The organism is Ferruginibacter profundus (assembly GCF_054783275.1).
This window is the reverse complement of sequence record NZ_BAAGQW010000004.1, coordinates 1-23,548: the sequence shown is the minus strand read 5'-3', so window position 1 is coordinate 23,548 and position 23,548 is coordinate 1. Positions and strand designations below refer to the sequence as shown.

Annotated in this window: 23 protein-coding genes; 2 read left to right on the top strand and 21 right to left on the bottom strand. The window is 35.0% G+C overall.

Annotated elements, in window-relative coordinates:
• Nucleotides 1-174: 174 nt before the first annotated feature.
• Nucleotides 175-717 carry a hypothetical protein gene (locus tag ACYVM0_RS26355; RefSeq protein ID WP_460562376.1) on the bottom strand — a complete coding sequence of 181 codons (543 nt, stop codon included), beginning with the start codon at nucleotides 715-717 and terminating at the stop codon, nucleotides 175-177.
• 243 nt (nucleotides 718-960) lie between these two features.
• Between ACYVM0_RS26355 and ACYVM0_RS26350 the strand changes: the two genes are divergently transcribed.
• A complete protein-coding gene (locus ACYVM0_RS26350; protein WP_460562374.1) occupies nucleotides 961-1,818 on the top strand; it encodes a winged helix-turn-helix domain-containing protein in 858 nt (285 codons plus the stop codon).
• Nucleotides 1,819-2,006: 188 nt separating this feature from the next.
• Here the strand turns inward: ACYVM0_RS26350 and ACYVM0_RS26345 are convergent, their stop codons facing one another.
• The 20 genes from ACYVM0_RS26345 to ACYVM0_RS26250 all read right to left on the bottom strand — a co-directional run bounded on the left by ACYVM0_RS26345 (nucleotide 2,007) and on the right by ACYVM0_RS26250 (nucleotide 22,604).
• The gene (locus ACYVM0_RS26345) at nucleotides 2,007-3,530 is read right to left on the bottom strand and encodes a glycosyltransferase family 39 protein (protein ID WP_460562372.1); all 1,524 of its coding nucleotides are present in this window, start codon (nucleotides 3,528-3,530) and stop codon (nucleotides 2,007-2,009) included.
• 167 nt (nucleotides 3,531-3,697) lie between these two features.
• Nucleotides 3,698-4,573, bottom strand: coding sequence for a hypothetical protein (locus ACYVM0_RS26340; protein WP_460562370.1), 876 nt, complete (start codon nucleotides 4,571-4,573; stop codon nucleotides 3,698-3,700).
• A gap of 141 nt (nucleotides 4,574-4,714) precedes the next feature.
• Nucleotides 4,715-5,992: an OmpA family protein gene (locus ACYVM0_RS26335; RefSeq protein WP_460562368.1), complete on the bottom strand. Its 1,278-nt coding sequence runs from the start codon at nucleotides 5,990-5,992 to the stop codon at nucleotides 4,715-4,717.
• Between the two features lie 243 nt (nucleotides 5,993-6,235).
• Nucleotides 6,236-7,690, bottom strand: a complete 1,455-nt coding sequence (locus tag ACYVM0_RS26330; RefSeq protein WP_460562366.1) for a TlpA family protein disulfide reductase — start codon at nucleotides 7,688-7,690, stop codon at nucleotides 6,236-6,238.
• A 236-nt stretch (nucleotides 7,691-7,926) separates the two neighbouring features.
• Nucleotides 7,927-8,658, bottom strand: coding sequence for a hypothetical protein (locus ACYVM0_RS26325; protein WP_460562364.1), 732 nt, complete (start codon nucleotides 8,656-8,658; stop codon nucleotides 7,927-7,929).
• Nucleotides 8,659-8,848: 190 nt separating this feature from the next.
• Nucleotides 8,849-9,427, bottom strand: coding sequence for a hypothetical protein (locus ACYVM0_RS26320; protein ID WP_460562362.1), 579 nt, complete (start codon nucleotides 9,425-9,427; stop codon nucleotides 8,849-8,851).
• Between the two features lie 125 nt (nucleotides 9,428-9,552).
• A complete protein-coding gene (locus ACYVM0_RS26315; protein WP_460562360.1) occupies nucleotides 9,553-10,113 on the bottom strand; it encodes a hypothetical protein in 561 nt (186 codons plus the stop codon).
• A gap of 212 nt (nucleotides 10,114-10,325) precedes the next feature.
• Entirely contained in the window at nucleotides 10,326-11,126 is an 801-nt protein-coding gene (locus tag ACYVM0_RS26310) for a hypothetical protein (protein ID WP_460562358.1), read from the bottom strand.
• Between the two features lie 240 nt (nucleotides 11,127-11,366).
• Complete coding sequence (locus ACYVM0_RS26305) at nucleotides 11,367-11,873, bottom strand: hypothetical protein (protein WP_460562356.1); 507 nt, start codon at nucleotides 11,871-11,873, stop codon at nucleotides 11,367-11,369.
• Between the two features lie 237 nt (nucleotides 11,874-12,110).
• A complete protein-coding gene (locus tag ACYVM0_RS26300; RefSeq protein WP_460562354.1) occupies nucleotides 12,111-12,827 on the bottom strand; it encodes a hypothetical protein in 717 nt (238 codons plus the stop codon).
• A gap of 165 nt (nucleotides 12,828-12,992) precedes the next feature.
• On the bottom strand, nucleotides 12,993-13,604 hold the full coding sequence (locus tag ACYVM0_RS26295) for a hypothetical protein (protein WP_460562352.1): 612 nt from the start codon (nucleotides 13,602-13,604) through the stop codon (nucleotides 12,993-12,995).
• Nucleotides 13,605-13,666: 62 nt separating this feature from the next.
• Nucleotides 13,667-14,764: a hypothetical protein gene (locus ACYVM0_RS26290; protein WP_460562350.1), complete on the bottom strand. Its 1,098-nt coding sequence runs from the start codon at nucleotides 14,762-14,764 to the stop codon at nucleotides 13,667-13,669.
• Between the two features lie 272 nt (nucleotides 14,765-15,036).
• Nucleotides 15,037-15,423 carry a hypothetical protein gene (locus ACYVM0_RS26285; RefSeq protein ID WP_460562348.1) on the bottom strand — a complete coding sequence of 129 codons (387 nt, stop codon included), beginning with the start codon at nucleotides 15,421-15,423 and terminating at the stop codon, nucleotides 15,037-15,039.
• Nucleotides 15,424-15,632: 209 nt separating this feature from the next.
• Entirely contained in the window at nucleotides 15,633-16,139 is a 507-nt protein-coding gene (locus ACYVM0_RS26280) for a hypothetical protein (protein ID WP_460562346.1), read from the bottom strand.
• Nucleotides 16,140-16,370: 231 nt separating this feature from the next.
• On the bottom strand, nucleotides 16,371-16,937 hold the full coding sequence (locus ACYVM0_RS26275; protein WP_460562344.1) for a hypothetical protein: 567 nt from the start codon (nucleotides 16,935-16,937) through the stop codon (nucleotides 16,371-16,373).
• Between the two features lie 558 nt (nucleotides 16,938-17,495).
• Nucleotides 17,496-18,494 carry a hypothetical protein gene (locus ACYVM0_RS26270; RefSeq protein ID WP_460562342.1) on the bottom strand — a complete coding sequence of 333 codons (999 nt, stop codon included), beginning with the start codon at nucleotides 18,492-18,494 and terminating at the stop codon, nucleotides 17,496-17,498.
• Nucleotides 18,495-18,777: 283 nt separating this feature from the next.
• Nucleotides 18,778-19,455, bottom strand: a complete 678-nt coding sequence (locus tag ACYVM0_RS26265; RefSeq protein ID WP_460562340.1) for a tetratricopeptide repeat protein — start codon at nucleotides 19,453-19,455, stop codon at nucleotides 18,778-18,780.
• 236 nt (nucleotides 19,456-19,691) lie between these two features.
• Nucleotides 19,692-21,110 (bottom strand): toxin-antitoxin system YwqK family antitoxin, encoded by a 1,419-nt coding sequence (locus ACYVM0_RS26260; protein ID WP_460562338.1) that lies wholly within the window; start codon nucleotides 21,108-21,110, stop codon nucleotides 19,692-19,694.
• A 283-nt stretch (nucleotides 21,111-21,393) separates the two neighbouring features.
• Nucleotides 21,394-21,753, bottom strand: coding sequence for a cupin domain-containing protein (locus ACYVM0_RS26255; RefSeq protein WP_460562336.1), 360 nt, complete (start codon nucleotides 21,751-21,753; stop codon nucleotides 21,394-21,396).
• Nucleotides 21,750-22,604, bottom strand: a complete 855-nt coding sequence (locus tag ACYVM0_RS26250; RefSeq protein ID WP_460562334.1) for a CPBP family intramembrane glutamic endopeptidase — start codon at nucleotides 22,602-22,604, stop codon at nucleotides 21,750-21,752. The genes ACYVM0_RS26255 and ACYVM0_RS26250 overlap by 4 nt, the downstream gene beginning before the upstream one ends.
• Before the next feature lie 129 nt (nucleotides 22,605-22,733).
• On the opposite strand from ACYVM0_RS26250, the gene ACYVM0_RS26245 reads away from it, so the two are divergent.
• Nucleotides 22,734-23,057, top strand: a complete 324-nt coding sequence (locus tag ACYVM0_RS26245) for a winged helix-turn-helix transcriptional regulator (RefSeq protein WP_460562332.1) — start codon at nucleotides 22,734-22,736, stop codon at nucleotides 23,055-23,057.
• The last annotated feature ends 491 nt before the right edge of the window (nucleotides 23,058-23,548 follow it).

The window sequence follows — 23,548 nt, the reverse complement described above, 5'->3', positions numbered from 1 at the left end:
TTCCCAATTAATATCCGGCTGCGCCAACAAAAGTACAGCGATGCCAATGGCCGAAGATTCAACCTGCTTTACTGCTATTATGTTGTGGTACGTTTGTTTGGTCTTGTTCACAGTAGCTGTGAAAACAACCACCGGAACAAGATATTCAGCTGTTGTATTTTATAATTTACTTACTCAGCAACCGCCTTTGCGGGGGGCACGTTTATAAATTATTTTACTATCCCGTTCTATATAGTCGCCCGATACTATGGGGTAAGCATACTTTGGCGCATACGATACAAAATGGCTTTTGATAATTATTTTGTCGTCAACTTTCAGGCTATGCAATTGCTGAAATTCATTAGCCTCTTCCAGCCCAAAACTAAGAATATAATCTACACTATTAATCCTTACCATCACACCGAAACCTAATCTTGATCCTGGCGGAAGAGAAAGAGAAGTTATAACGGCCTCCATATTGGAAGATTCATTTACCTGTTTACTTATTTTGGCAGCACCGGAAAGCACTTTTATACCTTCGGGAGAGGCTTCCCATTTTTTGAAATTTATACCACCAGGGGTAGCCTCCCATTTTTTCATTTCGGCTTCTCTTTCAGCAGCAGTGAGTGGCTTTGGGGGTGATTTTTTAGCAACGTCATTTTTAAATTCACGATTGGCAAATACCAGTCCGCTTACCACAACCAGCAGTAAGATCAGCGCATAAATAACTTTTTTCATAATTTTTACAGGTTTAATTAACATATATCTACGCCTTTTTCGTGGCACACGAAACAGGGCGGTGTAAGTAAAAGTGCAAGGCTATCGATCAGCTTCATTATCGTGATTGTTTTGCTGAATCCTAAGGTAAAGGTATCGGGCATTAGCTATCCTGTGGCTTTTTAATAGTAAAAACTTGTAAAGGATATGTAAAACGTTTGTAAAACCACTGAAAAGCGGGGCCTAATAGCTTATTTTGCAAACATGAAGCCATTTATTCTGTTCGGATCTTCAATCATGATAATTGCTATTTTGATCACTGCTGTGGCATTTATCAATAAAGAAAATGACATTCCTGCCAATCACCTGGAAGTGGTATTACGTGATATAGGGCACCAGTTGTTGCTTTCAGCAAAAGATTCTACATCCAGGGTGCTGCCGGTTAAAAAAGTAAATGAAAATACCTACCGGATCTCCTTTCAAAAAAACTTTAGTTTTATTTCAGATACATTAATGAATATAGTGGAAAGGGCATTTCAAAAAAATGCTTTGGCAAAAGGCTACATCGTGAATGTGAGGAATTGCGGACAAAAGGAAATTGTACTTGCATTTGAAATGAATAACAACACAGGCAATTTAGTACCCTGCAAGGGCCGCAGGTTGGAGGCAGGTTGTTATTTTATTGAGATCGACCTTTTGAAGATGGCCAGGTTTAATTACTTTTTGTTGTTGCTGCTGATCATTCCTTTGAGTTTGGTTGTTTTTTATATGAAAGGTGCCTTTCGGAAAAAAGAAAAGAAAGCGCCGGTTCCGGATAATGATGATTATATATCGGTAGGAAATTTCAGGTTTTATACAAATGATAATATGCTTAAAATTGAAAATAAAAGTATTACGCTTACCGAAAAAGAAACCAAAGCACTAAAAATATTTGCAGAAAATATAAATCAAATTGTAGCAAGGGAAAAACTGATGAAAGAGATCTGGGAAGATGAAGGCATAGTGGTGATCAGCAGAAATGTGGATGTACTGGTATCTAAATTGCGGAAGAAATTAAGTGACGATAACTCCATTAAATTTATTAACGTACATGGCAGGGGATATAAATTTACTATAGAGTAGCTGCCAATTAAAAACCAGGTAAAGTGTACAACAAACCGGCAAAAGCGATCAATACTTTGTCAATTGCTATGAGTAGTTTTATTCAGATGTGCACGATTTTTTTTTAGCTGTTGCAGGGCGATACAAATGCCGATAGTATTACAAAAATTCATGGTAATCCGTTAGCCCCGCTTTTGCCACACCCCTTGTCAGTGGTAATTTTTCTTCTCCTCAATCTCATCTTTAATTCTCTTGTTAATGTCGGTTTTTGAACCAACAAAAGTAAAAATTGTAGTTCCGTATTCCCGTGAATATTTATTTGTAACAACACCTGCAATCAATGAAGTTTCAAAAAAAGGCGAAGTTTCTTTAAGTTCCGCTTCTGCCTCACTTGATTCTTTAATCCTGATTAAGTTCTTATAATTTTTAGTTAGGTCAAACCAATCTATATAATCAGCATTGAAAGAAACGGCTTTTATTTTTTGTTGTGTATAATAATTGATTGCTCCTGCCTGTCCGTAGTTGTCGCAAAGAACCAGCGTATGCTCTTTACCCGGCATTTTTGAATATACTCTATCAACTTTTAATGCCAGCTCTTTCCAGCCTAACATATCAGCATAGTCTTGTGGCAGTTCGTGGTCTTTGCCATCTTCCCAGCGAAGCAGGCCAAACTTCTGATAAACCTGCCTGTGTTGTAAGATATATTCAGGGCTTTTGTTTGGAAAGATTATATTGTACATAGGAATGAAAAACAGAATCGGTATTGCAACAAAAACCGGTCGCAGGTATCTTTTCCGGCCTTGCTTTATTTTATCAGCAATAAATACGGAACCAAATGCAATATAAATTGGATAAAGCCCGATTGCATAATAATCCTTTGCTTTGAAATAAATAAAAACAATTAAAGTAAAAATAATTGTCCACAAAAAAAATCTGTATTTTTTATAAGGGGTGTAAAAGAATAGCGCATACAAGGCAGAAATAATAACAAACAAAGAACCTGCAAAGAAGAATAGCTGCGATTTTAAAAAGTCTGATATGTTTACATTCACCAACTGCGTAGCTGACAATTCCTTTAAATGGTGGATAACAGGAAAGTGATTTTTAAACTGCCAGATAAGGTTGGGTGAAATAATTAAAAGCCCGGTTAAAAGTGAAAGATAAAATTCTTTTTTCGTAAATATTTTGCGTTGTTCAGTTAATAAAATTGAAGGTAAAAGTCCGGTGATAAGGAATACTACAGTGTACTTATTTAAAAAGCCAAAAGCAAAAACAAAAGCGCCAATGAAAAGCCATTTTGCATTTTCTGTTTTAAAATACCTGATTGCAATATAATAAAAAGTTGTCCAGCTTAAAACGTCAAAAGAGTTGGGTTGATATAAAGTATTCAATCTTAAAAGAGCCGAAAATAATACGCAGGTTGCACCTAAGATTAATGCAAATAAATTTCCGTTCAACGCTTCAATTGCTTTCCAAACTACAACAATTGTAAGGGCCCCGAATAGTGCCGGGAAAAACTTTACCCAAAATATTGAGTTGCCAAGTTGAAAAATAATAGAAGAAATCCAGGATGTAAATGGTGGTACAGACTGAAAACCCCAGGCTAAATGATGAGCCTGGTCAAGGTGCAGGTATTCGTCTCTTTGTAAGTCATAACCTGAATCTAATAAAAAGTATTGCAGAATGAATTTTAGTAGTATAAATCCGGTTAAAATTAAAGTCTTCTTTGTCATATCGTAAGGTCTGTTGAAATTACTGCTATCGGTTTACTTATTGTTGATAGTGGGGCATTTGGAAAACATCAGTCCAATATTTACTTTAATACCCAATAGAATTACTTATGATGAACATAAAACTGTACGCCTCACTATTGCCAATATCGTCGTATTGACAATAGCTTTTATTGATCGTCATATTCTTTCAAGGGGTTAAAGTTTTTAAATCTGGTATATCCGGGTTCGTATTTTTTGTCCCGCTTAATAATTTTCTCTTTCCCATTTTTGTCATAGGTTGAAACTGTTAAACCTTCAGACAAGTCAATACTTGCGAACTCTTTAAGACTATCACTTTTAATATTCAGGAATACTGTTGAACATCCACCATAAACTAAAAATGCGTCAATGCAGTCAAGTTCTTTGTTATAAAGCATATTAGGATAGTCCTGTGAATTTACGATTGATATTAGTTTTTGCTCTTGGTTATCATATATAAAAAGTCGTCTCACTTCGTTTGCACCTCTTGCAGCAGTTCCCGAAATAAAAGTAATGTCATTAAAATTATCATTATTAAAATCTGATATTTTAGGCTCAAATCCCATCATAGCATTGGTTTCATAACAATAAGTGTTTGTATTCATCCATGTTTCCGGGTCTTTAGTAGTATATCTTCCTTTGATGTAAAACTTTACGATCACAAAGTTGTCGTCATAAACTCTATGTTTTATTAGTTCAACCTTGCATTTTCCTTTTTCACCAATATTTAAACTGTCAACGAAGGTTTCTATAATTGCTGTTTTTCCGGTGTCTGTGTTTTGAGTGTCAATTGAAGATATTTTACTTTTTGCTATTTCTGTCGTATCGGGCTTGTAGGTTTGTTTTTTAACCTCCTGATTTGAATTACAGGAAAGTAAAATGGTCAATATAATAAATGAAATTTGTCGCATTGTTTTGTGTTTACTAAAATTACGGCTAAGGTTCATGGCTTTATGCTGTTGAGCATTATCCCGTATGCTTTCGTGACATCCGCCCGGGCCACCGCTGATTACACCTTCCGGCAAAAATATGTTGCTAAAGTTAAGTACAAAAGTTAATCGCTATTCGTCTGCCGAAACTGAAGCGGGGGTTTGTAAATAACTGATGTTATAATCTCGGGCTCAACTTGCATAAATCCCGGTCTTCTGCGTTGGCCTTATTCTCACTTAGTTTTCAATTTCTACATCCTGTAAGTTGAACTGTTTTAGTTGTTCAATATCTTTTGCCCTGATTTTGTATCTCTTAAAATGGCCACACTTGTACCTTTTTCGATAAGGTATAAATAGAAAGTAAGATGTATCGCCTTTGCTGCCTTTGGTTTTTATTCTGTTTATTCCGTGTGCAAAAACGTCAATAGGAATATTCTTTAACTGAATGGTGTCGCCTTTGTGCAAAATATTTAGAGTTTGAAAAAATGTATTTCTATATTGGTCTGTTATGCTTTTGTCATGTAAAGGTTTTACGGCTTTTATCGAGTCCTTTTTAAAAAACGGATTCCAGGTGTAATATGAATAGGAGAGTATCGCTATTTTATTTTTAGCGTAAAGTGTTACATTGTGAGTGCATCTATTGTCGGTACCACAATGTAATGTGCCCGGACAATATATATCTGCAACGTAGTAAGCCGAATCCCCAAGTTTAGTTGTTTTAAATGCCAATGTTGCAGATTGATTGTTGTTATTTTTTTTCTGTGAATATCGTTCTGAAATATTTAGCCCTTGAGCATTGTAATGCGGGATATGGAGTTTCATTTTATTTTGAAAGCAACTATCGCTGCAGGCCACCACATAAAATTCATAATGAGGCTCATAACTGATTGTCTTTTTATAGTTCTTAAAACCAATATGTTTCTTTAGCCAATTTTCTTTGATATTAAATTTATAGGTAAGCCTTTTTTCTACCCGCAAGCATCGGTTATTCTTTTCCCAATCGCACTTCGACATTGTTAATACATAGCCACCTTCTACTGTTATTGTTGTATCTCCGTCACAAGCGGGTTCTTTTATTTCGTTTTTTATTTCAATAACTTTTTCTTCGGGTATTTGTGAAAACAACACTATAATTTCAACCCTTCGGTTTTTTGCCTTTGCCAAGGGAGTACTATTGGCAACAAGTGGTTGTTCCTCTCCTTTGGCTTGAACTTTTATCAAAGTTTCGTCAATTCCTTTTGCTATCAAAAATCTTTTTACTTCAATACTTCGCTTCAATGAAAGTTGTTGGTTATAGCTGCTGTCAGCATCACTATCTGTATGCCCGTTAATATAAACTATATAGTCATGCCTGCCTTGCAGAGTGTCAACAATAGTGGATATGGTTTCTTTGTTTTGGTTTGATAATTCATATTTATTTTGCTTGTATCTAACTTCATACTTTACACTTCGCTGCTGTGCATAGTTTTTTACTGGCAAGAAAAAAACAAACAGAATTAATAACTTTCTAATCATACAGTCAGGAAAATAGTATTTCAAATTTTGCAGGGTATGGAAAGGTGACGCTTAACGTCAGCGGCTTCAGGGAGGTGTGGAATTTTCCAACTGTCCGCCGGGAACCGCTGCTGATGTTTTGCTTAGTTGAAGTTAAGAACAAAAGCTCAAAATTGAATGTTCAGCCAGATCTGAAGACCGGAGATGCAGCTAAGATTGTTCAGCCATGCAATTGCAAATACACTTGTTACCTGCAGGGTACTTTTATCTCTCAATTTCTGTATTTAAAAGTTTTTGAAGTTCATCTCCGCTACTTGGTCTTGGCGCATCAAAATTTACAATGTTACCTTCTTTGTTGATTAAAATAAATTTGGGGATAGTATTTGTAATATAGGATTTTGATACAATTCTATCCTTATCTATAAGTTGAAGCCATTCAGGTTTATCTTCTTCAATAGCTTTTTTCCAATCATTAAAACCGTCATCAACAGCTATGCTCAAAAAAACTATTCGATTGTCATTTTTGTATTTATTATACAATTCTTTAAAAACCGGAGTTTCTGCTCTGCAAGGGGCACACCAACTAGCCCACAAATCAATATAAACAACCTTGCCTTTGAAATCGACAAGGCTATATTGCTTTTCAAGATTGCTTTGTAAAGTAAATTGAGGTGCAGGGTTTCCAACTTGTGTTTTTAATAATTCTAATTCTTTTGCTGTAAATTTTGATGATATGGAATTTTTAAAATACTGATTATTAAGGCTGGCAATGTACGTGGCATATTGCTCCTTACAATAATGTAGTTGCTCAATTGAAGTAATATTTCTGATAGAGAATTGCATTCTCATGTACAACGCAAATTCTTTTACTTTTCCTTTATAGGTTTCATTAATCTTTTTTAATTTATACTCTTTTTGATTTCTAAGCGACGAATCTTTTTTATAATCAAGGTTTACTAAATATTTGATGTATTCATTTGATATTAACGCATCTCTGTACACATCCGAAACTAAATATTGGGGTTTATATAAGTTGTCTAATATATTGGCATCAAAATTATTTCTGACAAAGGCGATAGATTTTTCATAAGAGTAATTATTGTTATTTACATGGGTAGCTAACATATAAAGCTTTAAAAATAATTTATCCATTCGGGTCAGCGTACCAAAATATTGCAAAAACTTATCCTGAATAGCTTTTCTGTCAAATACAACATGAGCTATTGAGTCTGTTAATTTTTGATATTCTGTTATATAAGTCAATAAATCAGTTTCATCTAATTGAAACCAACTTGATGTGCCTAATCTTGAAGAGGCAATTGAATCAAGAATATTGTAGTACTTATTACTTTCGGCACCAACACCAGATATTTGTTTTGTTTTAAGTAATGTTAAATTGTCTTTGCCATTTCCTGTAATTGTCAATTTATAACCAGGAGCAACAAAAAGATTATCGATGGTAAAGTTGTTCTGCTGAATTATTGCTTTCTGTGGTTCTTTAACTTTAAAAGTTTTCAAAAAAAAATTACCCAATTCATCCAGATTAAGTGTGTCAATTAAAACTTGTCCGTTCTTATCATGAAAATAGATACCTAAAAATTTCTCCGGACAGTTTGCAATTTGCCCTTTAATTATAACTGGCTTAGTGTTCAGTTTATTCTGCCCAAACAAGAAGCCATTAGCTAATAAGATGACAATTAAAACGGATAATTTTTTCAAATCAAATGCTGTTTATTTTGCTTGCGCCCACCGTTCAAGGCTTACCACAGGGCTGGTATTTTATAACTGTTTGCCCGGCAATTGAATCCGGTTACGTTACCGATGTTGAAGTTAACAACTAAAAGCCAAATAGCATTCGGTCAGCCTGATATCAGCAGATAGTAGTACAGCAGCCGACCGTTATTCCATCCGCCAGCCTTGCGGCAACCCTTTTTTGGGTAGCAGTTTTCTTTGGCTTAATAAATCTTCTCGTCCTGAAGTTCGCCTAATTTAATAAGGAAGCGTCCGGCCTTAGCATAATCACTGTTATCTGGGCTATGATAGTCAACAACGTGATATTTATTTTTAAAATGCCCTTCAATCACCCATCGAGCTCCGTCTGTACTACCATCATCTATGTTTGTTGGTAATTTCCAAAAATTTGCTTTTGATAAGAGTTGTTCAAATTCATTCCATTCTTTCTTCGACAGGGAAATAGTGTTATTAAAAACGATATTAGCTTTTCTGTCTGCAATTCTCACCAACAAGTCTGGGGCTTGTTTGTCTGCAACATAACCTGCTCTGAAATATTTATCCCGGTCTTCTTTTGGAACGCCGCCATACCTGTCGTCATGAAAACGTGGCTGATGGTCTAATATTTTGGTGTTTAACCATACCTGATCTTCGCTTTGATGTAAGGTAAAAACAACAGGGCGATGAAATGACCGCAACCACAAAAATCTATAGATGTTGTGTCCAACAAAATTTTGAGATAAGAGCGGCTCTTTAAAACTATAAAGTGCTGAAGAATACCAATTTTGAACAAAGCTGTCTGCTTTTGGTCTGTCAGAAAAAATATTTATTGGAAAATAAAATACTAAACTGTCTTTAGGTAGGTTAGAAGTGTCATAAGGTTGAATTTTAGTATTTTTTTTTGTCTTGCAAGAGGCAAACAAAACCACAAATAAGAAAGTCGTTAGAATTTTCATAAAACATTTGATGCAATGTTTGGGTGTTTCCACAAATTGCCGCTAACGGGCGGGCATACTGCAGGGCAGTAATGCATTGCTCGTACGGACCGAATCTGCTGTTGATTAAAGATATGAAGTAAAGGTTAAGAAACAAAAACTGTCGATGTTAATCAAGCACAACGTGCATAAAACCCAATGGTGGTTGCAGTTATTCTCGGAATGTATCAAAGAAAGTCGTTACGATTTCCATGTATTTTTTAAATTCAATTGTCTCCGGGTATTGCCGGCTGTAAATACCAGGATTGTCAAAATGGTATTGCCTGTATTTGTTATGTACCTTATATGAAACAATGTACATTGAACCATCCATGACAGTAGATCTCTTTTTTAATTTGTTTTGATTTGGTAAAGAAAAAAAGCCCGAGGCATTTAACCTATTAAGGACTGTATCCCAATTAAGGCCTGTTATTGTTTTGTACTTAGGTTTAGTTGTGTCATATAAATTATAAATTTCTGCTTTCCAATACCTCGCCGTCCATTGGCCACCGTCAGAAAATAAAATGTAGTCTTCAAATCCTCCAACGGGAGCATAAAAAACACTAAGTCTGATCTCATATTTATGTTTTGAAAGAGAAATGTCAATAGGCCCATACAATGTGTCAGAATTAATAAATCTACCCTTCTTTAATTTTGAATAGCCTTTCACTTTTGAAATGTCAAAGTTTAACTGTCCAAATAAAATTGTGTAACAAAAGAAAGATAATAGGAGTACGAAGAGTCTTTTCATAATTGTAACCAATGTTAGGGCTTTGGGTTCGGTGAGAAGGATTTATTTGTCTCGCCAGGAACAAAAGCTGAATAAAGATGACCCGTCCTGCCAGCCTTGCACAAAACCCGGTCCTGCATATATCGCTAGTCTGAGTAATTCCAAATTATTTTTTCAGCCTTAAATTTTGTTGAATTAATTCTTAGCCTTGCTCCAAGGCCATCAAAAGAATAAAAATAGAATATTACTGATGTATCGCCGCCTGCATTGTTGTCAAGTTGATAATAAAATGGTCTTTGAACAATTGCCGTTTTGGAATAATGCTTAAAATAAGGGTCATCTAATGATTGTGGCCAAAACCCATTTTTTTCTTTGTAACTCATAATTGCTTCAACAAGCTTTTGTCCTTTAATTTCAGTGTCTTTAACAATGAAGGCTTTCACCCTGGGAAATATTAGCAGGCAGCAAATAAAAAGTATTGCAGCAAGAATACTAAACTTCTTCAATTTTGTTTTGAATTTAATGTCAAGATAAAAAGTGACAATCAAAAGCACAATTAACGGTGTTGCAACATAGATGAGAACGGAAAGACTAAAAAAATTAAAGAACGGTAAAGAAAAGCGATAAAAAGCATAGAGTATCGCCGGCACTGTGAACAGTGCAAATAAAACAAGTAGAAAAGAGCCTGGCTTAGTTAGAGTGTTCATTTGGTATTGCAGCTAACGTTCGGGCTTACTACAGGGCTGGTATTTTATAACTGTCTGCCAGGCAACTGAAGCCGATTAAAAAACTGATGTTGAAGTTAACAACAAAAAGTCGAATTCAGACTCGTCTGCCGGAACAAAAGTACAGCGATGCAAACAGTCGAAGTTTTAATGCCCGGCTCCACTTGCAGCAATACCAATCTTGTAGGTAGGCTTTATCTTTCGTATGAAAAAGTCGTATCAACTCGTTTTAAAGTCTCATATTTAAAAAGCTGCCCTAAAAACCTTGTCAGATCATAACTAACAATTGGCAAACAAAAGGCATTAATCTTAAAGTAGTAGCGCTTTTCATTCTGATAAAGAATTAAAGTTAGGTCAGGGGCATCAAAGCATTTCCTGTCTGCTGGCCAGTCAAGTGTTTTTAGTTGTGAATATTTTAAGATGTTCTGAAGCCTTTCTAAATCGCTATAGGATACTTTTCCAAAATAATTGTCATTTAATGCGCTGTCAGTGCAGCCTCTTCTACCACTACCATTGTCAGTCACTTTTAAATTTCCTGAATAGTCAAGTTCAAGATGCAAGTCTTTGCAACAACCAAAACAATGGCTTGAATGATAAATGATTTTTGTGAAATAATTTGTTTGGTCAGCAAATTGATATTTTGGCTTGAAAATAATACTGTCTCTTTTGTTGAAATATTTTTTGGAAAGTTTGGAAGTTGGCGAAACCATGAAGCTGTCGTCGGTTTTAGAAAGTATTTTAAAATAATACTTGTAAATATTTTTCTTGAATAACACTCTCCCAGGCGAATAGGTGATTGAACGAAATTTGAGTTTATTCTTTTTTTGCTTTAGAACCAGGTTGTCTTTTATGTAGTCTTGTTTATTTTCAATTACACCGTCTTTACCGTCGAGAACAAAGCAGTCTTGGTGGTTTGAAAAATATGTCCCGTCTAATTTTGTGTATTTAGAACAAGAAGTGAGAAGTGTCAAGAAAATGATTGTTAGTAGTTTCATGATGTGGGTCTGTGAGCTTACGTACAACGAACAGGGCTTTATGCAGGTTGGAAATTATCCCGGATACTTTCAGGACGTTTGCCCATAACCGCTGCTGATTGAACCTGCCGGAATATGTAAATGAAGTTAAGTACAAAATCTGATAGTTATTCGTCTGCCGGAACTGAAGCAGGGATTTGCAAAAAGCTGATGGTACAATGCAAAAACTCAGCTTGCATAAAACCCATTGTTAGCGGCAAGTTATCGCCTCACAAAGGTTAGACTATCATACGCTTTTCTTTTCTCGCCAGAAGGTAAAAATCGAGAAGCCGATTTGAATAGTGGAACTTTTATTGAATCACTCTTACTACAGTAATAATGACTTAAAGAGTCTCCCGAACGCCTTCCTCCCAAAAAATAATATACATCCGGCACCTTAGGCTGACCTGTGTTAATTATATTATAGACTAATATTAATTGGTAATCGTCGTGTTTCTCTATATATGTTCTGCTAAACATATAAACATGACTTGTCCAGACATTTTCTAGCCATGCATTTTTTATTTCCAGTTTATGATTACTATCTAAAGCTAAATTAGTTTTGGAAGCAGCAACTTCATACTGATAAGCTCCCTTGTATTTTGATTCCTCAATACTTCGACTCCATCCTGTAAATGGCGGGCTCTTCTCGTTACATTTCCAGTTTCTTGTTATTAAGAAAGAAACAATCAAGACAAGTAGTAAAAAATAAATTCCTATAATTCGCATTAGATAAGTTAAAAGTTCTACTGACGTCTGTTTTAATTGCTGCTTACGTACGGGGCTTGCCGCAGGGCTGGTATTTTATAACTGTCTGCCTGGTAACTGAAGCTGATTGAAAACTGATGATGAAGTTAACAACTAAAAGCTAAATAGAATGCGGTCCCGATAGTAGCTGATAGTAGTGCAACTGCTGATTGTTATTCCGTCCGCCAGCCTTGCGGCAAATCCTGGTTAGTGGCAGTTTTAGTCTTGAACCTTTCTTGTTCTCAGCGTTTCAATTTCTCTACTTATTGTCTCTGGCATAATTGCAATTTGATTTTCAATGCTTGTCAGCAACAAATTCCACTTCGAATTGATATTTTCTTTGTAACTATCATTAGCCTCCCTTTTTCCTTTGTTAATTGCGGGGTCAAACCCAAAATCGGTGTATTTATCAAAATCGTGGTCTTTCATTCTGTCGGTTATAATGCTGTCCTGGTTAGTATAAATCCTTAATTGAGCATAACAATAATGGTCAATCATTACTATTGTTGTAGTTCCATCTTTTTGCTTGTGGCCATTTCTTTTTAAAGGTGAGTTTTTGAGTTTATTGAAGTTTTCACTAAGGAGATTAAAAATTGTATCGGCTTTCAACTCAATTGTCTTTGAATGGCTTTTCATGTCGTCAAAGTCAAAATAAAATTTAGTCAAATGTCTTTGCCCGTTATTTGACCAAAAGATGTTGAAGAAGTCGCAACAATCAATACAAGTCCTTTTGTAGAATATGATCGTGTCAGTTTTATTATTTTTCAAGTCAAGAAGAAATTCGTCGGCCAATTCATAGTCGCTTTTTTTAGTTTGGTACGTTTCTTTGCTTTCTTCTTTCTTTAACTTGTTTTTTGTTGTCGAATCACAGGCAGTTATCAGGGCAATTAAGATTATCAGTCCTAAAGCGAAAATGCAATTTGTTGTTTGTTTCATTGTATTGAAGGGGGCTGTAAAAATTGACACTAACGTTCAGGGCTTGGCGATGTGGGGGAAATCAAGGCTCATCTGCCCAGCCCATAAACTAAAGATAAATTGAAATGCTGAACTACAGCCCATGTTCTTCTGCCCCCATAGCGCCAAACCTCTGTAAGCTGCTGTTTATCGGTTGTTTGTAAATAGTAAATAGTCTTGTCCATATTGTTTACTAAACTCGGCAATCGAGCTATAGACTCTTAGCCCAGTAATGCCCATTTCAGGTGGGCCACACCAAGTCACTCCAAATATATAGCCATTGTCAGTCTGAACAAAACCACTATCGGAAGAGTTATTTTTCAAAACTATAAAATCGGTAATGACTTTATCTTTCAGATACTTTGTGGTTCTTTCATGATAAGTAATGACATGCTCATATTTTTTTGACAACGGAGTTTTTTCTAAAAAGTGATTTTCAATTTCTTTTGCAAAATCATTATTAGTTTCCTTTAGATGTCGTATTTCGTTTAAATTATAAATGGGATAATCTGACAAATCCGAAAATATACTGGTTGGCGTATTTTCAATTAAATCAGGTACCCAAACTTTACCAAATGAATTATCTGGCATTTCAATGGTAATCATATTATCAAGAACAAGGTAACACTCAGCAATATCAAGCTCATTCGACTCGTCATAATCCACACTTAGCAAAATATCGGTTATTCTGGTTCCTAAAAGTTGTTCGGTAAGGAAAAAATGCGTTCCAGATTCTTTTTCAATTTCAGTTTGTATCATGGGTTGAGAATATTTACAAAGTTGCAGCTTGCGGCAAGCCTTTTGTTGTGCGTTCGTTTTTGTCACACGATGTTCTTTCCAGTTTTAGTGATAGTGACTATGTTTCCCTTTATTTCTATACAACCTATTTCGTTTAATTTTTCAATTGTTCTTGCAACTTCATTTTCGGTAAGGATTTTCTTGTAGTGTTCGTTAATACTTTTAATATCGCTTACTCCTTTGCTGATATAATTTACGAAACGTAGTATTGTGTCGTCTCTTTGAGTAATACCATTTTTGAAATAAATTTTATACTCGTAATTGTTTGCAATTGCTTTTTGGTTTGTCTGTAAACTATAAATGAGATTTGAAATTTCGTTGTGGTCGTTATTAAATCTGTCTGCTAATTCATATTCAATACCATTGTAGTTTACTTTATGCGTTGTTACAAATCTTGACATTCGGTCGTCTATTACCGGCTTTACATACTTTGCTAACTTCCGATTAAGTTCAGTTTCTAAAACTTGATTCAATTCCATAATATCGGATTTGTCAAGAGTTACAACACTTATAGCCTTTTCTGTTAACTGTTGTTGCACTTTGTCATTAATAAATGGTGCAATTGTAAAGTCTTTAAAGTTTGAGCAGTAGCCAATGTTATTGTATTCGTCATTGTTGGATAAATACATTGTTACTCCATCATTATAAGTTTGTTCGTTTACAATTCTTTCATTTCGTTCCCTTTCCAGGTGGCAATTGTAACAAATATCTTTAGGCAAATAAGGACTGTCCGTAGGAATAATCAGTTTACTACAGTCTGCACATTGTATGGCTAAATGTTTATCTGTCCATTTTGGACAGTCGTCATCTGGTTGTTCGTCTGATGGGAAATAAAATTCTAAATTATACTTTTCAACTGCCCTTTGTCCAAGTTCTTTTGCTAAAAAAGCCTCTGTCCATTGACCACCTGAAAAAACTCTGATGTCTCCGCCCAAGGTAATATGTCCTAATGAATGTCGTGATGTTTTCTTGAAGAAAAAATACCCTGTTTGCGTGTAAACATACAAGCACAAAAACCAACCTTGTGTATCACCATCCCACAACGCTTCTAGAACAGTTGGTTTGCCGCCTACTTTCTTTATTTCCTCGTCTAATATTTCAAAAGTGGTAATGTTAGGCATACGGTCTCTTTAAAATGACGTACAACGAGCAGGGCTTGCTGCAAGTCTGGAATTCATTGCTCGTCCAGCCTGGAACTGCAGCCCAATTAAAAATATGGAGTTGAAGTTAATAACAAAAAGCCAAATAGAATTACGTCAAGCGGGAACAAAAGCAAAATGGAAGTACAAAATGTTGATTGTACTTCCTTCTGCCTCAATAATGCCAGGCCCCATTTTAGCGGTAGTTGCTGCATTATGTGTGCTAAAATTCAGAGTACCCGAATTGCGGCAGTTTAAAAATCGTTTAAGTTTCCCAACTTTTTTAGCTCTTTCAAATGGTAGGCTTTTGTAACCGGATATTTAATGTCATGATTAACATCTAAGTCATCTGGTCGCTGGGTTATAAAAATTGAATCACCTTTGCATTCAACGAATATCCCTCCATCCACTTCGTCAAATGCTCCTAAGAAGATTCTAAAATTTGTTGAATCTGTCAACCATTTTGCATCTCTGTCTCCTCCCCAGGCCCCTTGTCCAAAACTGCAAAATGTTTCAGAATATAAATTGTCGCATATTTTTGTAGTCCACTTATGGTTTTTGCGACTTTTATCGTGCGGTAGAAAACTGTAAACCATAAAAGCACAAAATAGAAAACCAATCAAGATCCATTTTATTCTCATCGTTTCTATTCTTTAATAAATGTTAAAAGTTACCGGAAGAGATTGTTACGCAATTACCACTAACGAGTAGGGCTTATGCAGGTTGGGATTTATCCCGAATACTTTCAGGACATTTGCCCATAACCGCTGCTGATTGAACCTGCCGGCCTGCAGATAGGAATATTTTGCTGAAGTTAGTTTGTCATGTTCAACTTGCCTAAAACCCCATGTTAACTGCAGGTTACCTTAATATATTTAGCGACAGGCTCTGAAAGAATAAACTCTTTTTCGGTGTTGTATTTTCCCAGCCCTACACCATAAAGCAATTTATCAAACCAAGTCCTGGGTGGATTGTATTCCTTGGCTGGTCGTAAATCGAATAATATTTGATCTTGAAGTCCAAGAGGATAGTCTACGACAGTTCTCAATTCTGTAGATCCTACCAATTTCCCAAATACTGAATCAGCGTTTAACTGAGAATGGAGGAAATTTAGCAACGATTCTCTACCATCAACATAAAACGGAATATGAAAAAAGGAACCATCTTTTTTAACAAAAACTAAAAACCAATCATCAAACCATGGGCCGTCTGTAGTTGTATACTCACCTATCACAGCTATTTCATTAATACCTATTACTAAAATAACCTCTCCTTGAACTTTCCAGCTTATTTTATCCTCATCAATTGAGACAGAACCAGAGGTATTTATTTTTGTTTGTACTACTTCACTCATCATAGACTGTTAATAGCTTGCATTTAACGGGCAGGGCTTTATGCAGCTTGGGTATTTGGTGCTGTGTCCGACCATGTGACGATGTAAATTAAGAAACGGAACTTATAAACTGAAAATAAAAATAATTAGTTAGCGGTCGCATCCATAGCCGATAATTGGTAGCGAACCGCAGCTGAAAGTTTGCTGGTCCCGCCCAAGTTGAACAAAACCTCATGTTATACGCAGGCTTAAGGGTTAATTTGATCTAATTCGATATTCCTCAAGTCGATTTTCCCAATATTGCTTTTCTCTCTTTGTGAATTTAAAAGAAGGCTTAAAGAGAAGAGTTTCACGTGTCAGGGCTTCGTAAGCAAAAGTTGATAAATCCGAAATTAGTATTGCATGATTGCAGTCACCATCACTAATCATTTGATAATATTTATTTTCAAGAATATTATTCAATTTAGCTGTTAGCAATTTCTTGTCGTTATTTCTACGTGCAAATAAAATGAAACTTACAAATTTTAAAGTCGCATCCTCAGAATTAAATAAGGTATCTATTTGTGAATTATTTAAAAGGGTATACAGCGTGTCTATTGTAAATACTTTGTTGTCACAAATTCGATAACCATCAAATTTTATCGCCGAATAATGTTTTTTCTTTGCAATAATTGTAGCGGCAATAGATTCGGTTATTTTGTTACCATCTTTTAAACGATTAACAATAGATTCAACCAAAATGGAATCTTGAGTAGTTGATTTTTGACTAAATATTTGCAGACAAAAAAGAGTTGAAGTAAAAAAGAGTATTATCCTTTTCATACGGATGTATTGTTGTTTGACGAATGCTGTCAACAGCTTGCGTATAACGTGTGCATTTATGCTATTATACGCTATAAAGCTAAACAAAATTGCATTGTAAATCAACACTTTGATGTTATACATTTTGTATGTAGCGTAGCATCAATGATATTTAACTATTTTTTTAATTTGTCTGATCTTGTTGTAAAAAAAATGCGTTGCCAACCCAGACTTATAACAAAACCACCGGCGGCTGATCTGTTTTGCCGGGCTTGCACCCCCACCCTAAAGCAGCAGTATACAGGGCGGCCCATGATAAACCAACGTGGTGGTAAAATTTGTGTGCAGCATGAATGCAATGAAAACCAATGTGGCCTGCAAAACACTTTAAGAACGATTAAGAGCAAATGGGAAAACCGGAACACAAGCCTTGATAGCCGTATGCAATAAATTATTACAACAGGTTTTTGTTCAGATAGCTATCGGCATAAAAATAATACCTTGTATCAACCAAATTATTGTTCAGCAAAACCGTAAAAAAGGGTAAAATTTATTTGTTTTTTTACACAGATTTCTCTGTCACCAGGTTGATGGTCTGTCCTTGAACGAAAAGTCTATATTATCAAAAATGTCTTTGTCCATTTGTGGTTTTAAGTGGTCATATAATTTTTTATAAAGGTCACAGTTATATTCATAGATCGCTTTGAAAACATACTCCTTATTGTCCGGCAAATACCAATCGTCCGGATACGTTGATTTTTCTGTCAATGCTTGTAAAATATTAAAAGCGTCTTTGGTTTTATATCGGGCTACAGCTTTGCAATATATTTCTAAGTCACTGTAGGATGATTGTTTTTGCTTTCTAATATTATTGTTAAAATACTGTTGTAGGATCATAAAAAATGAACTGTCCGGGAATATTTCAATTCCCTTGAAGATATTGTCATTGCAGTATGAATTGTCTGACAATCCTGAAAACTTAGATTGAATGAAAGGAATATCCTCTGGCTTTTTAAATTTTGCAACAGCAAGTGTTAACCCTAAGTCGTGACAATTGTCTGATTTAATTTCTGCTTGTTCCTTAATAATAGCGTAATATTTTTCATTTGGTTCGATGTCTTCCATTATCCATTTAGCAGTCCCCAGATAAATATGCTCGTTTAATATTAAATCAATAAGTGTATCCTTTTGCTGTCTTGTAAGTTTCTTTTCAGCCTTTCTTATCATCAGGTCAGAAATTGTAAACTCATCAGCTGCATCATCGTAATACCACCAAGTTATCTTTGCTGTATCAGAAAGATGATTTTTAAGAATTGTAAAGAAATTTTCTTCATTCCTGTTTACAATAGCCCGATAGGCAAGTATTCTTATGATTGGTGTTTTATTAGTTGTAAGTGTTAATAATTCATCTTTACTACAACTGTCTTTTAAGTAAGAAACGGAAGCAGAGTCATTATAACCAAGTTCTTTCTCATTTCTTAATTTATCAATTTTCGATTGTAATTCTGGTCGGAATTTGTCAGCATTGGAGCAGGAAAAAAAGTAAACTAAGCAGAAAAGAAAAATAAATGGTTTCATTAATTTTTTAAGTAAGATGCTTCAGCGGAGTGTTTCCATAATATAGCCACCAACGTTCGAGGCTTTGTGCAGTTGGGGAATTGACCAACTGTCCACCCGGAACCGAACCTGCCTGCCGGTAGGCAGGGCTAAATTAATAACTAAAAGCCGAAGTTAACCAACAAAAGCCCCGCAGAACTACGTCTGCCGAAACCAAAGCCTGGATATGCACAGCCAGTGATTGCTTCAACGTCTAGACCCAATTGCACAAAACCTTTTGTTGTGTATAGGCCTAATTGAGTGTCTAATATTTTTTCAAGTAATAGTCTGCGTCTGGACTTCCTTCTTGTTTAGCTTGCATAAAATAATTTTTCGCTAAGTCTTTGTCGCCAAGGTTGAAGTAACAATCGCCGATTACAATTAGTGTTTCTGCTTTTCTATACTGCTTACCCAAGCAATCTTCCATAAAACTTATTGCCGTCTTATAGTAACCTAAAGAATTTTTGCTAAGTCCAATCATAAATATAAGGTCATCATAAATCGAATTTTGGTCAAATAAATATTTGCTACTATTTTTTTCAAGATAAATTGAACTTCCGTCAGGGCTTCTTTTATAGCTGTCTAATGATTGCACAAACAGTTTTTCGGCATTCTTATATTTTTTCATGTTAAATTCTGAAAGGCCAGCATAATAGTATCCAAAACTGCTTTTAGGATATTTCTCAATGAAGTCATTTGAATTTAATAAAGCTTTTTCAAAATGGCCTTTTTTAAAATCAAGGGCAACTTGCATTAATTTATAATCATGGTCAATTGTAGAAGAATAAATAACTGTGGCAAAAATGCTATCCGCCTTTTTTGTGTCGCCTGCTTTGAGCAAGTTTGAGACGACCTCCAATTTGTTTTTGTTAGTTTTATTGTCTGAGCATGAGAATGCTAAAAGAATAAAAATGATAAATGAGTAATGGTTAAATTTTGTCATTGTCAAATAGTAGGGTGTCTCCGAAAGGCTTACACACAACGTGCGAGGCTTGTCGCAGGGCTGGAATTGTTGCTGTGTCCGACCGGCAACTGAAGCCGATTGAAATACTGATGCTGAAGTTAACAACTAAAAGCCAAATTGAATTCGGTCAAGCCCGATATTAGTTGATAATAGTACAAATGCCGATTGTTATTCCGTCCGCCAGCCTTGCGGCAAACCTCTTGTTAGTGGCTGCCTTACTTCACAATCGGTATACTTATTTCATAAGAGTCAATTTTTTCCATCAGTATTTTGTCGTCGGTTACAGAAATAATTCTAAATACAAGGGGGTTACTTTGATTTTTTGTTTCTTTAAGTGGCACAATAATTAATGTGTCTGCAATTAGAGAATACAAATTTTGACTTTGTTCAATATCTTTGCCGCACTCTAAAAAAGAATTTATTTCAAGCTGTCCGTCAAAGTGAAAAACAAAACGAGGGGTTACTGTTTTCGTATTTCGTTTTGTTAATATTATAGTTGATGCGTCAAGACGTTGATTTAAAAACCAGAATTCATCTGTCAATAGAGTGAGATATTCATTTGCATAGTTTGATTTTAATGAACCTGCAGTATCAAAATGCTGCCATGTATTTCTTGCATAGTCGGCAATGATTCTTTGCCTGCCGTTTCTGTAATACCATATCCATGTACCAACTCTTTTTCCATGATGGTAATCTCCTTCATAAATTTTCATTCCGTTTTCATAATAAGATAACCAGTGTCCATTTTGAACAGGTGTATTTTTGAATACAATTTCACTATAAAATATGTTGGTTATGTAAGTGTCAATCCAAGATTTAATTGTGTCAATTTTTTCAGGGTCGGTATATTCCCATTCGGAAATTGAAGCAACCTTATTGCTATCGTAATATTCTATTTCTTTTACAAGAAGATTGTCTTTATAAGTTTTTTCATTGTAAAGCGTCCCATCAGGATTAGTCTCAATCCAATTTCCATTTCTCAACCCATTTTTATAGTTATTTACATTTGTAAAACTATCATAGTCTGTACTTTCTAAACTCCCAGTTCCATTAAATAATACTTGTGTTCCTTTTTTATTCCACGCAGAAAGTAAATACTTTTTGCCATTGACATACTTATACTGCCTGGCAACCCAATAGTCCGATGTGTCGTTTGATTTATTGCTATTGTCATAGTATGTCCAAATGCTATCTCGATAGCCCATTTTATAGTATCCGTTATAGTTTTTTTCGCCTTCACTCCAATTTACTTCGCAGTAACCATTTAAAATGCCATTTTTAAAAGTCAACTTATATTGAATAGTACCATTGGTATTAAAATATTTTTCAGTACCGTTCTTTAGCCCATTCTTCCATTCAATTGTTGCATATTTATCTTTATCATGAATGTAGTACCGATTTTCGATTCCATCTTTTTTCCCATGTCGAAATGAAACTTCAACCGAAATGAATTTCTTTGTGGCATCATAAGAGCAATAATGTCCGTCGGGTAAACTGTCTTTAAAAAGCCATTCACCTTGTACTTTGTACATGTACCTGGAGTTGCCTTCTTTTATCCAAAACGGTTTTTGTCCAAATGCTTGGGTAAGAATTAAAGTAAGGCTGAATAAAAGTATTAATGTTGATTTTTGCATTGTCGCCATAAGGTTACCGCTAACGAGCAGGTTTTGCTGCAGGGCTGGTATCCATTGCTCGTCCAGCCTGGAACTGCAGCCCAATTAAAAATATGGAGTTGAAGTTAATAACAAAAAGCCAAATATAATTCGGTCAGCCCGATACTAGCTGATAGTAGTACAACAGCCGATTGTTATTTCGTTCGCCAGCCTTGCGGCAAACCTTTTGTTGGTGGCTGGCATTCTTGGTATGATAAATTGCCCGCTTGAAACAAGGCTTTCCCAATAATTTTTAAATTTTAGTCTAATATTTTTGTTCCTCAACTGATTTCGTAATTGAGGACTTTATTTTGCCTGTATGTTCAGTTGTCTTAGGTTCAATTAGCATAATCAAACATTCTCTTTTTGAAGAAATTCGATGATTTGTTGCTTTTTTAACCACATAAATATCGCCTTGTCGCATTATAAAAGCGTCTTGATTTTCAATTTCCATAAGTAGCGAACCTTTAATAATGAAGAACATTTCATCCTCTTTTCTGTGATTATGCCAGGGAACCTGGTCGCCTTTTATTTTTACGACTTTAATATATTGGTCATTTACTTCACCAATAACCTTTGGTGAAAAATAGTTATCAATACTTAAAAAGACATCTTTTAAATTCATTTTTTGAATAATTTGCCTTTTACAATTTTGCCCTCTTTTTTGCTTAGGTAATAAAATGTCATTCCAATGAATAGTAAAAAAGATAAAGTGAAAATTGAATTTTCAATTCCAAATGCACCACCTGTTAATAGTTCAGGACCTGTAAATTTAGATTGAATGATAGTTCCAAAATCATTTGCCCCTGTGAGATTGGAGCCATAAAAAGGCTGAGAAAAATTCCAACCTATATGGAAGAAATAAGGGAGCCATATTCTTTTAGTATAGATAAACATCATTGCCATAGTAAACCCCCAAATCAAATATAAAATAAGATCAAAAAGGTTTGTGTTGGGGTTAGTAATGTGTTGTAATTCTACCAACATCGCAATTACAATAGCTATGTGAGTACCTAACCAATTTTCCATCACCCTTAAGATTAGTCCTCTATGAAATAAGTCTTCAACTATTGCAGCAAATAGTATTACAGTGAAAAGCCTTGCAGTGTAGTGAGTAGTGGAAATACTAATAACATGATAGTACCCCAATAAATATAAAATGAAAATAGATAATGAAATTGTCAAAAAACCAAAAATAAACCCACCAAACATTTCTTTGGGCAAATGTTTGGTGGATAGTTCGGTAATTTCTCTTTTATCATATAAACGGAATAAATAGTAATAGCTAACTAATAATAGTATAGAAGAAATAAAAATAATAATTGGGTCAGCAATACTTTTATCTTGAATAATGCTATATAAAAATGGTTTTAAAACAAAGTTTTGAATTACTACGAATAGTGAAAATGGAACGCTAATTCCTAAAATAATTTTAGTAACCGGAAAATACAGTACTCTTTTGATAGTTGCATTCATAATTTATTTTGTTTAAGGTTTATGCAAATAAAAGTATTTAATACCTTTACAGCAAGTACATACAATAAAGTAACCTACATACTGAAACTATAGTATAATTGATTATCAATATTTTAAACTTATAAATAAATGAAGAATAAGATTAAAAAGGCATATTGTGCAGTTGATTATGCTTTCCAACGAATAGGTGGAAAGTATAAGGGCCGGATTTTATGGATATTGAGAGATGGTTTTTTGCGATACGGGGAATTAAAAAGAGCAGTGGTAGGTATTACACCAAAAATGCTTACTCAAACGCTAAAAGAATTGGAAGCCGATGAACTAATTGTCAGAAAAGTTTATCTAGAAGTTCCACCAAAAGTAGAATATTCACTTACCGATACAGGAATGGAGTTAATTCCTTTTATCAGTCAAATGAGAAGTTGGGGCGAAAAACAAATGTCAGCAAATTGAAACTTACAATTATCAGGGTGTTGCGATATGCTTGCTACCAACGAACAGGGCTTTATGCAGGTTGGTAATTAGCATTCTGTCTGCCCATAACCGCTGCTGATTGAACCTGCCTGCCGGCAGGCAGGAATATAAAGTGAATTTAAGAACTAAAGCTCAATGTTATTCGTCAAGCCGGAACAAGAACTGAATAGAATTATGACCCGTCCTGAAAAAAGTTGACTGTTTAAGTTAATAAATCCTGCTATTAGTTGACTAAGATAAAACATCCTTAATAAGGTTGATTAAAAAAGTTTTTCGCTGGGCGTGGGCGTAAAAATATTTTCGTAGCCACCATAGCTAAAGAAAATATTTTTTTGTGCGCTGGCCGCTTAGGTTGGTTGCATACTGGCTATTATTTTGGTGTTGTTTTGATAATAATTTTTCCATCTTCTTATTTGCGGTCCTTGCTGCTGGTGAACTTCATGTGGTATCTGCCAGTTAAGGCTGCTGTG

Bases quoted from the DNA above. Each gene is read 5' to 3' on its own strand.
- ACYVM0_RS26355 (WP_460562376.1), bottom strand. From the start codon at position 717: ATGAAAAAAGTTATTTATGCGCTGATCTTACTGCTGGTTGTGGTAAGC.
- ACYVM0_RS26350 (WP_460562374.1), top strand. From the start codon at position 961: ATGAAGCCATTTATTCTGTTCGGATCTTCAATCATGATAATTGCTATT.
- ACYVM0_RS26345 (WP_460562372.1), bottom strand. From the start codon at position 3,530: ATGACAAAGAAGACTTTAATTTTAACCGGATTTATACTACTAAAATTC.
- ACYVM0_RS26335 (WP_460562368.1), bottom strand. From the start codon at position 5,992: ATGATTAGAAAGTTATTAATTCTGTTTGTTTTTTTCTTGCCAGTAAAA.
- ACYVM0_RS26325 (WP_460562364.1), bottom strand. From the start codon at position 8,658: ATGAAAATTCTAACGACTTTCTTATTTGTGGTTTTGTTTGCCTCTTGC.
- ACYVM0_RS26320 (WP_460562362.1), bottom strand. From the start codon at position 9,427: ATGAAAAGACTCTTCGTACTCCTATTATCTTTCTTTTGTTACACAATT.
- ACYVM0_RS26315 (WP_460562360.1), bottom strand. From the start codon at position 10,113: ATGAACACTCTAACTAAGCCAGGCTCTTTTCTACTTGTTTTATTTGCA.
- ACYVM0_RS26310 (WP_460562358.1), bottom strand. From the start codon at position 11,126: ATGAAACTACTAACAATCATTTTCTTGACACTTCTCACTTCTTGTTCT.
- ACYVM0_RS26305 (WP_460562356.1), bottom strand. From the start codon at position 11,873: ATGCGAATTATAGGAATTTATTTTTTACTACTTGTCTTGATTGTTTCT.
- ACYVM0_RS26300 (WP_460562354.1), bottom strand. From the start codon at position 12,827: ATGAAACAAACAACAAATTGCATTTTCGCTTTAGGACTGATAATCTTA.
- ACYVM0_RS26295 (WP_460562352.1), bottom strand. From the start codon at position 13,604: ATGATACAAACTGAAATTGAAAAAGAATCTGGAACGCATTTTTTCCTT.
- ACYVM0_RS26290 (WP_460562350.1), bottom strand. From the start codon at position 14,764: ATGCCTAACATTACCACTTTTGAAATATTAGACGAGGAAATAAAGAAA.
- ACYVM0_RS26285 (WP_460562348.1), bottom strand. From the start codon at position 15,423: ATGAGAATAAAATGGATCTTGATTGGTTTTCTATTTTGTGCTTTTATG.
- ACYVM0_RS26280 (WP_460562346.1), bottom strand. From the start codon at position 16,139: ATGATGAGTGAAGTAGTACAAACAAAAATAAATACCTCTGGTTCTGTC.
- ACYVM0_RS26275 (WP_460562344.1), bottom strand. From the start codon at position 16,937: ATGAAAAGGATAATACTCTTTTTTACTTCAACTCTTTTTTGTCTGCAA.
- ACYVM0_RS26270 (WP_460562342.1), bottom strand. From the start codon at position 18,494: ATGAAACCATTTATTTTTCTTTTCTGCTTAGTTTACTTTTTTTCCTGC.
- ACYVM0_RS26265 (WP_460562340.1), bottom strand. From the start codon at position 19,455: ATGACAAAATTTAACCATTACTCATTTATCATTTTTATTCTTTTAGCA.
- ACYVM0_RS26260 (WP_460562338.1), bottom strand. From the start codon at position 21,110: ATGCAAAAATCAACATTAATACTTTTATTCAGCCTTACTTTAATTCTT.
- ACYVM0_RS26255 (WP_460562336.1), bottom strand. From the start codon at position 21,753: ATGAATTTAAAAGATGTCTTTTTAAGTATTGATAACTATTTTTCACCA.
- ACYVM0_RS26250 (WP_460562334.1), bottom strand. From the start codon at position 22,604: ATGAATGCAACTATCAAAAGAGTACTGTATTTTCCGGTTACTAAAATT.
- ACYVM0_RS26245 (WP_460562332.1), top strand. From the start codon at position 22,734: ATGAAGAATAAGATTAAAAAGGCATATTGTGCAGTTGATTATGCTTTC.